This window comes from Streptomyces sp. NPDC053426, from assembly GCF_055585405.1.
Genome location: NZ_JBVJKE010000006.1, coordinates 384922 through 393859, shown reverse-complemented (window position 1 = coordinate 393859; position 8938 = coordinate 384922). Strand labels below are relative to the sequence as shown.

Annotated in this window: 6 protein-coding genes; all 6 read left to right on the top strand. The window is 72.2% G+C overall.

Translation table 11 applies throughout. The features are described from left to right. Positions 1-672: 672 nt before the first annotated feature. Positions 673-1488 (top strand): hypothetical protein, encoded by an 816-nt coding sequence (locus ACZ62B_RS15570; protein WP_469690662.1) that lies wholly within the window; start codon positions 673-675, stop codon positions 1486-1488. Continuing rightward, complete coding sequence (locus ACZ62B_RS15565; protein WP_468719393.1) at positions 1488-3686, top strand: polysaccharide deacetylase family protein; 2199 nt, start codon at positions 1488-1490, stop codon at positions 3684-3686. The genes ACZ62B_RS15570 and ACZ62B_RS15565 overlap by 1 nt, the downstream gene beginning before the upstream one ends. After that, positions 3683-4978: an acyltransferase family protein gene (locus ACZ62B_RS15560; RefSeq protein ID WP_469690660.1), complete on the top strand. Its 1296-nt coding sequence runs from the start codon at positions 3683-3685 to the stop codon at positions 4976-4978. The genes ACZ62B_RS15565 and ACZ62B_RS15560 overlap by 4 nt, the downstream gene beginning before the upstream one ends. A 178-nt stretch (positions 4979-5156) precedes the next feature. Then, entirely contained in the window at positions 5157-5951 is a 795-nt protein-coding gene (locus ACZ62B_RS15555) for a hypothetical protein (RefSeq protein ID WP_469690658.1), read from the top strand. 152 nt (positions 5952-6103) lie between these two features. After that, positions 6104-7462 carry a nitrate/nitrite transporter gene (locus tag ACZ62B_RS15550; protein ID WP_468719396.1) on the top strand — a complete coding sequence of 453 codons (1359 nt, stop codon included), beginning with the start codon at positions 6104-6106 and terminating at the stop codon, positions 7460-7462. A 150-nt stretch (positions 7463-7612) separates the two neighbouring features. Beyond that, entirely contained in the window at positions 7613-8767 is a 1155-nt protein-coding gene (locus tag ACZ62B_RS15545; RefSeq protein WP_468719397.1) for a uroporphyrinogen-III synthase, read from the top strand. Positions 8768-8938 lie beyond the last annotated feature (171 nt).

The window sequence follows — 8938 nt, the reverse complement described above, 5'->3', positions numbered from 1 at the left end:
CCGGCGGACGGTTCCCGGAACGCTGGGCGTTCCGCGGCGCCGCACCGGACGGGGCCGTCCGAGAGCTCGGCGGACGGTTCCCGGAACGCTGGGCGTCCTGCGGCGCCGGCGTCGGGCCGTCCGGACAGCCCTTGGAACGCCGAGCGCCCCGCGGCGCCGCACCGGACGGGGCCGTCCGAGAGCTCGGCGGACGGTTCCCGGAACGCCGAGCGCCCCGCGACGCCGCACCGGACGGGGCCGTCCGAAAGCCCGGCGGACGCCCCCTGGGACACCGAGCGCACCACCGCCCTGCGCGTCCCCCGTCAGCCGGGCGGCGTCCCCGGCGCCAAGCCGGCAGACCCCTCCTCCCGGCCGGGCGGAGCACGCCTCTCGGGCGACCGAGGAGCGGCCGGCTCCCCGCCGGCCTCCCGACGCCCGGCGTCCGCCCCCGGGACAGCGGGTTTCCCGCCGGCTTCCGGAGGCTCGTCGTCCGGCCCTGGGACAACCGGCTTCCCGCCGGCTTCCGGAGGCTCGTCGTCCGACGCCGGGACCGCCGTGCTCCCGGCGGCTTCCGGCCGCCCGTCGTCCGCCCCCGGAGCGGCAGACGCCCCGACCGAGTTCCTGCGTCCGTCCTCGGATTCCGGCGCTCCGACCGAGTTCCTGCGCCCCTCCTCCTCGGGCCCCGGCGCCCCGATGGCCTCCCGCACCCCCGTCCGTGACCCCTGGCAGGAAGAGGCCGGTGACTCCGCCGCGGCCACCCACGACCCGCACGAGGTGACGGTCCAGCTCGACTCCGTGCAGATAGGGGAGGGCCTCGAACTGCGCCGGACGCCGGGCCAGGCGGGCGGCGGCGGGCAGGAAGCCGCCGGCGGACCCGTGTTCGTCGACGAGTCCGGCCGCCGCAGCCGCCTCTACCGCCGTATCGGCCTGGTCGTCGGCCTCGCCTGCGCCGGCTACGCCGTCGTCATGGTCGCCACGCTGCTGTCCGGCAACTCCGACGCCCCCTGGATGCCCGTGCCCGGCCAGGAGAACAAGCCCGCCGGTCAGGTCGAGACGACACCGCAGCCCACCGAGACGGACACCACGCCCGGCTCCGGCACCAGCCTCGCCCCGGGCGGCACGCCGACCACCGGCACCCCGACCCTGCCCGCGCCCGACGCCACCGCCCCCGCGACGGGCGGCGGAACCGGCACCGGGAACCAGCCGGACGCCACCGACCCGACACCGACGGCGACCGAGCAGGACACCACCGGCCCGGTCACCGGCGGTGACGACGACGCCACCTCCACACCCCCGGACGACACCGTGAGCACACCGCCCGCGGGCCAACCGGTGTCGGAGACCCCAGATCCCGTGACGACCGCCCCCACGGGCGGCGGAGAGGCCGGCGGCACCGACAGCCTCGCCGGTGCCCCCGCCGGCCAGCCGGTCGTCGCCGACGACGGCTCCGCCGCTCAGCCGGACCCGTCCACCACCCCCGCCGCACAGTCCCCGGAGAACGTCGTCTGATGGCATCCCGCTCCCCCCGCCACCGGCCTCCCCGTCAGGCCCGTGGCGGTGCCCTGCGTCGCCGCGTACCCCTGCGCCTCCTGCTTCCGGTGCTCGTCCTCGTCGCCCTGGCGGCGATGCTCATGCTGCGCGGGTACGTGCACAGCGAGATCCTCGCCGACCACCGCGTCCAGAAACCCGCCCCCACCACCCAGGTGCCGGAGGAAATACTGGAGGGCGGCCCGGTCATCGACGCCCGCGCCGGCAAGGTCCAGAGCCTGAGCGTGCCCGACCACCGCCTCGTCCTCACCTTCGACGACGGCCCGGACCCGACCTGGACGCCCAGGGTGCTCGACGTGCTGAAGAAGCACGACGCGCACGCGGTCTTCTTCGTCACCGGCACCATGGCCTCCCGCTACCCGGACCTCGTCCAGCGCATGGTCGACGAGGGCCACGAGATCGGCCTGCACACCTTCAACCACCCCGACCTCTCCCTCCAGTCCAAGAAGCGCATCGACTGGGAGCTGTCGCAGAACCAGCTCGCCATCACCGGCGCGGCCGGCATCCGCACCTCGCTCTTCCGCCCGCCGTACTCCTCCTTCTCCGCCGCCATGGACAACGAGACCTGGCCGGTCACCCAGTACATCGGCAGCCGCGGCTACCTCACCGTCGTCAACAACACCGACAGCGAGGACTGGAAGCGGCCCGGCGTCGACGAGATCATCCGCCGCGCCACGCCCGAGGGCGGCAAGGGCGCCATCGTCCTGATGCACGACTCCGGCGGCGACCGCAGCCAGACCGTCGCGGCGCTCGACAGGTTCCTGCCCGACCTCAAGGACAAGGGCTACGAGTTCGACAACCTCACCGAGGCCCTGGACGCGCCCAGCGCGCACAGCCCGGTCACCGGCGCCGACCTCTGGAAGGGCAAGGCGTGGATCTTCCTGGTCCAGGCCTCCGAGCACATCACCGACGTCCTGGTGGTCGGCCTCGCGATCATCGGCACCCTGGTCATCGGCCGCTTCGTCCTGATGCTGCTCCTCTCCGGCTTCCACGCCCGCCGCGTCCGCCGGAAGAACTTCCGCTGGGGCCCGCCGGTCAACGAGCCGGTGACGGTTCTGGTCCCGGCGTACAACGAGGCCAAGTGCATCGAGAACACCGTCAACTCCCTGATGGCGAGCGAGCACCCGATCGAGGTCCTCGTCATCGACGACGGTTCCACCGACGGCACCGCCCGCATCGTCGAGGCGATGGGCCTGCCCAACGTACGGGTGATCCGCCAGCTCAACGCGGGCAAGCCGGCCGCGCTCAACCGGGGCCTGGCCAACGCCCGTTACGACATCGTCGTGATGATGGACGGAGACACCGTCTTCGAACCGTCCACCGTCCGCGAACTCGTCCAGCCCTTCGGCGACCCCCGGGTCGGCGCGGTGGCGGGCAACGCCAAGGTCGGCAACAAGGACAGCCTCATCGGCGCCTGGCAGCACATCGAGTACGTGATGGGCTTCAACCTGGACCGCCGGATGTACGACATCCTGCGCTGCATGCCCACCATCCCCGGCGCGGTGGGCGCCTTCCGCCGCTCCGCCCTGGAGCCCATCGGCGGCATGAGCGACGACACCCTCGCCGAGGACACCGACGTCACCATGGCGCTGCACCGCGCCGGCTGGCGCGTGGTCTACGCCGAGAACGCCCGCGCCTGGACCGAGGCCCCGGAGACCGTCCAGCAGCTCTGGTCCCAGCGCTACCGCTGGTCGTACGGCACCATGCAGGCCATCTGGAAGCACCGCCGCGCGGTGATCGAGAAGGGCCCCTCGGGCCGCTTCGGCCGCATCGGCCTGCCCTTCGTCTCCCTGTTCATGATCGTGGCCCCGCTGCTGGCCCCGCTGATCGACGTCTTCCTGCTCTACGGCATCGTCTTCGGCCCGACCGAGAAGACGATCACGGCGTGGCTGGGCGTCCTCGCCATCCAGGCGGTCTGCGCGGCCTTCGCCTTCCGCCTCGACCGCGAACGCATGACCCACCTGATCTCGCTGCCGCTGCAGCAGATCCTCTACCGCCAGCTCATGTACGTGGTGCTGCTCCAGTCCTGGATCACCGCACTCACCGGCGGCCGCCTGCGCTGGCAGAAGCTGCGGCGCACCGGCGTGGTCGGGGCGCCCGTCGCCGGAGCGGTGCCGAGCCAGAGCCGGCGCGGCGATGATCGGAGGCCCGTGGCATGACCCACGGATACACGACCGGTACGGGCACGAGCCCGGAACCGGTGAGCCCGTACGGAACGCCGTACGCCGACGTCCCGCAGCGGCGCACGACCGAGCCCGCACCCGCACCCGTACCCGGGCCCGCCCCGGAGCCCAAGAAGCCGGGCCGCGACCGCTACCTGGACCTGCTGCGCTCCATCGCCCTGGTCCGCGTCGTGATCTACCACCTCTTCGGCTGGGCCTGGCTGTCGGTGCTGTTCCCGTCGATGGGCGTGATGTTCGCGCTGGCGGGCTCGCTGATGGCGCGGTCGCTGAAGCGGCCGGCGTGGAGCGTGATCCGCGGACGGGTCCGCCGACTGCTGCCGCCGATGTGGGCGTTCGCGGCGGTCGTGCTGGCGCTGTTGTTCGTGGGCGACTGGAGCCCCTCGAAGGACCCGGACCAGGACGGGGTCTGGGGTCTGGTCAACCTGGTCAACTACCTCGTCCCGATAGGCGCCCCGCCCTACCCGGTGGATGCCGGGGTTCTGGGCCCGCTGGAGGGCACCTGGGCGGACGAGACGGTGGGACCGCTGTGGTACCTGCGCGCCTACCTGTGGTTCGTCATCGCGTCGCCGCTGCTGCTGTGGCTGTTCCGCAAGGCTCCCTGGCCGACGCTGCTCGCCCCGCTCGGCCTGACGGCGATCGTCGGCACCGGCCTGGTGACCATCCCCGGCGAGCTGGGCAACGCGGTCACCGACTTCGCGGTCTACGGCGGCTGCTGGGTCCTGGGCTTCGCCCATCACGACGGCATGCTGAAGAAGATCCCGCGGTACGTCTCCGTCTCCTGCGCGTCCCTGGTGATGGCCTTCGGCCTGTGGTGGGCTTCGGGCCACCTCGGTCCCTCGGGCTGGGACCTCAACGACATCCCGCTGGCCGATGCCACCTGGTCGTTCGGCTTCGTCGTCATCCTGCTCCAGTACTCCCCGTCGTGGCGGGAGCTCCCTGGACGCCTGGCGAACTGGGACAAGCTGGTGACCCTGTCCAACAACCGGGCGGTCACCATCTACCTGTGGCACAACATGATGATCATGGCGACGTTCCCGATCATCGACCTGCTGTACGAGCTTCCGTTCATGCAGAGCGAGCGGGCGGCAGCCGCTCTCGACAGCACGTACACGCTCTGGACGTTCGCCCTGGTCTGGCCGCTCATCGGCCTGATGATCCTCGCGGTCGGCTGGATCGAGGACCTCGCGGCGAAGCGCAGGCCACGCCTGTGGCCGAACGGGAGCAAGAGCAAGCGCCCCCAGCCGAGCACCGGGGCGCACCGGAGCTGACGTCACGGTTGCCCGCGCCACCGGGGTTCACCGGTGGCGCGGCGGGCACCTCGTGACGTGCGTGAGGAAGACGGCCCACGGGGCGGGGAGCCGGGAAGCCGCTCTGGTTCGAAGGGGGCGGGCGTGCAAAACTGCCCCTGTTGCGGAAGTGAACAGAGGTGCCAGGGGGCGGGGGCGGATGAGTAAGCGGCAGACGCGGAAGATGCTGCGACTGATGGCGAGCGGGGAGCCGGTCGAGCTCACCAGTGCGATGGCTTCCGTGAAGAAGCTCGCCCGACTCGCCTTCACCGCCCAGCAGTTCGGGTACGAGTACGCGGACGTACGGCAAGGTGGCGGGAACAACAGCCAGTTGAAGATGCTGATCGTGCCCGATCACAGTCCGCAGGCCCGCGCCCGTGCCGCGCAGAACTGGGCGCAGTATCCGAACGCCGGCGACGGGGTGTCCCTGCCGCCGCTCGTGCCGGACGCCTTCGAACTCCTCAAGGCCCGCATCAACTTCGACCTCACCGGCAAGAGCGCCGAGAAGCGGATGGGGTACGGCGCCCTCGGTGTCTCCATCGGCTGCGTGATCCTCGCCTTCCGACTCGGGGGCGAGCCCACGGACTTCGTGATCACGGGCGTGATCTGGCTGGCCCTCATGGCCGTCTTCGGCATCGGCCTCGTCGTCACGCGCAAGCGGAACGCCAAGTTCGCGGCCCGGTTGCAGGCGGCCGGCTTCGCCCCGGTGGCGGACGAGACGGGCCGGGTGCGTTATCTGCCCCCGGGCGGGCAGATGCCGGGGCAGCAGGGCAATCCCTTCGGGGGTGGCCCGTACGGGGGCGCGGCGCCCGGAATGCCGGCGCCGGTGCCGGGTTACGGCTATCAGCCCCCTCAGCCTCCGATGCCGTACGGCCAGCCCCAGCCCCCGTACCCCCAGCCTCCGTACGGGCACCCCGCCCAGCAGAACCCCCACTGGCAGCCCCCGCAGCGCTGAGGCCGCCGTACCTCTCACCCCGTCCCCGTCCCGGGTGAGCGCAACGTTCCCTCCCGGTCACCGCCTGCCACAGCGCCGAAACGCCCCCTCCCTACCTTCGGGACCAGCACCTCGCGGCACCGCCCGCGCCCCCGGAGAGCAGTGGAGGCCTCATGACAGCCCGCAGTGGCCGCTGGATTCACGAGTGGGATCCGGAGGACGAGACCTTCTGGGACCGGACCGGGGAGAGGATCGCCCGCCGCAATCTCCTCTTCTCCGTGCTGTCCGAGCACATCGGGTTCTCCATCTGGACGATGTGGTCCGTGCTGGTGCTCTTCATGGGCCCGGAGTACGGGTTGACGCCCGCCGACAAGTTCCTGCTGACGTCGGTGGTCACGCTGGTCGGCGCCGTGGTCCGGGTGCCGTACACCTTCGCCGTCGCGATCTTCGGCGGGCGGAACTGGACGGTGATCAGCGCGGGGCTGCTGCTCGTGCCCACCGTCGCCGCGTTCGCCGTGATGGAGCCGGGGACGTCCTTCTCCACGTTCCTCCTCGTCGGCCTGCTGGCCGGGATCGGCGGCGGCAACTTCGCCTCCTCCATGACCAACATCAACGCCTTCTTCCCGCTCAGGAAGAAGGGCTGGGCGCTCGGGCTGAACGCCGGCGGCGGCAACATCGGCGTCCCGGTGATCCAGCTCACCGCCCTCGCGATCATCGGCGCGAGCGGCGGGCCGCGCGTGCTGCTCGGCGTCTACATCCCGCTTATCGTCGTCGCCGCCGTGCTCGCCGCGCGGTACATGGACAACCTCGCCTCGGTGAAGAACGACACCGGTGCCGCCAAGGACGCCGCGCGGGACGCGCACACCTGGATCATGGCGTTCCTCTACATCGGCACCTTCGGCTCGTTCATCGGTTACAGCTTCGCCTTCGGGCAGGTGCTGCAGAGCCAGTTCGGGCGTACGCCGCTGCAGGCCGCGTACGTCACCTTCATCGGGCCGCTGCTCGGCTCCCTGATCCGTCCGGTGGGCGGGTGGCTCGCCGACCGGTACGGCGGCTCGCGGATCACGCTGTGGAACTTCGTCGCCATGGGCGCGGCGACCTCCGTGCTGATCGTCGGCTCCGTGCGGGAGTCGCTGGCGCTGTTCACCGTCGCGTTCGTGGTGCTGTTCGTGCTGACGGGGCTCGGCAACGGGTCGACGTACAAGATGATCCCCGGCATCTTCCAGGCGAAGGCGCTGGCCAAGGGGCTGGCGGGCGAGGAGGCGGCCGTGTACGGGCGGCGGCTGTCCGGGGCGGCCATGGGGCTGATCGGCGCGGTGGGGGCGCTCGGCGGGGTCGGCATCAACCTGGCCTTCCGCCAGTCCTTCCTCTCCTACGGCTCCGGCACCGGCGCGTTCGTCGCCTTCCTCGCCTGTTACGCGGTCTGCTTCGCGGTCACCTGGGCCGTATACCTGCGCCGCCCGGTGGCCCGCGCGGGTGGCACGAACCCGGCTCCGGAGGAGAAGCCGCAGCTCAGCTACGCCGATGTGTGACGCGAAGTGACGTAACACTGGTGACATGAAGCCGAACCGAGCCTGTCACGGATCGTTGACAGGCTCGATCGGCATGGAGGTGGAGCCGCACTTTCACGCACGCAGGACGCACCTCCCCGCAGTACGCCGACTCGAGCCGGGACGAGAGCCATGTACGACGAACAAGAGCAGCCACCGGAACACGGGCCCCTCGCGGGGTTCACCGTGGGTGTGACCGCGGCGCGCCGGGCCGACGAGCTGGGCGCGCTCCTTGAGCGGCGCGGAGCCGCCGTGCTGCACGCCCCGGCCCTGCGGATCGTGCCGCTCGCCGACGACAGCGAGCTGCTGGCCGCCACCAAGGACATCATCGGGCAGACCCCGGACATCGCGGTCGCCACCACCGCCATCGGGTTCCGGGGCTGGGTGGAGGCCGCCGACGGCTGGGGGCTGGGCGAGGACCTGCTGGGGCGGTTGCGCGGGGTGCGGATCCTGGCGCGCGGGCCGAAGGTGAAGGGCGCGATCCGGGCCGCCGGGCTGACGGAGGAGTGGTCGCCGGCGTCGGAGTCCATGGCGGAGGTGCTCGACCGGCTGCTGGAAGAGGGCGTCGACGGGCTGCGGATCGCCGTACAGCTCCACGGCGAGCCGCTGCCCGGGTTCGTGGAGTCGCTGCGGGCCGGGGGAGCGGAGGTGGTGGGGGTGCCGGTCTACCGGTGGCTGCCGCCGGAGGACCTCGGTCCCGTCGACCGCCTCATCGACGCGGCCGTCGCCCGCACCCTGGACGCGGTCACCTTCACCAGCGCGCCCGCCGCCGTGTCCCTGCTGTCCCGCGCGGAGGAGCGCGGACTGCTCGACGACCTGCTCGCCGCGCTCGGCCACGACGTGCTGTCCGCCTGCGTCGGCCCGGTCACCGCGCTGCCGTTGCAGGCCCGCGGCATCGACACGGTGCAGCCCGAGCGCTTCCGGCTCGGCCCGCTGGTCCAGCTCCTCTGCCGGGAACTGCCCGCGCGGGCACGTGCGTTGCCCGTCGCCGGGCACCGGGTGGAGATCCGGGGGCACGCGGTCCTGGTGGACGGCGCACTCAGACCCGTACCGCCGGCCGGGATGTCGCTGCTGCGGGCGCTGTCCCGGCGGCCCGGCTGGGTCGTCTCCCGCGCGGAGCTGCTGCGCGCCCTTCCGGGTGCGGGCCGCGACGAACACGCGGTGGAGACCGCCATGGCCCGCCTCCGTTCCGCCCTCGGCGCCCCGAAGCTGATCCAGACGGTCGTCAAGCGCGGCTACCGCCTCGCCCTGGACCCGGCGGCGGAGGAGAAGTACGGGGAGGGCTGAGCGCGGCGCGAGGAGTTCGAGCCCTGCCGCCGGCTTCCGTTCGTCTCGCGGCGCCCCGCACGCTTCCGGGCTGCTCGGAGCAGGAGGCGCCCCCGGAGCACGCACCCGACGCCACGCGGCCCCGACCCTCCGGGGCGGAAGACGGGAGTCCGAGGACGGGCTCCAGGGGTT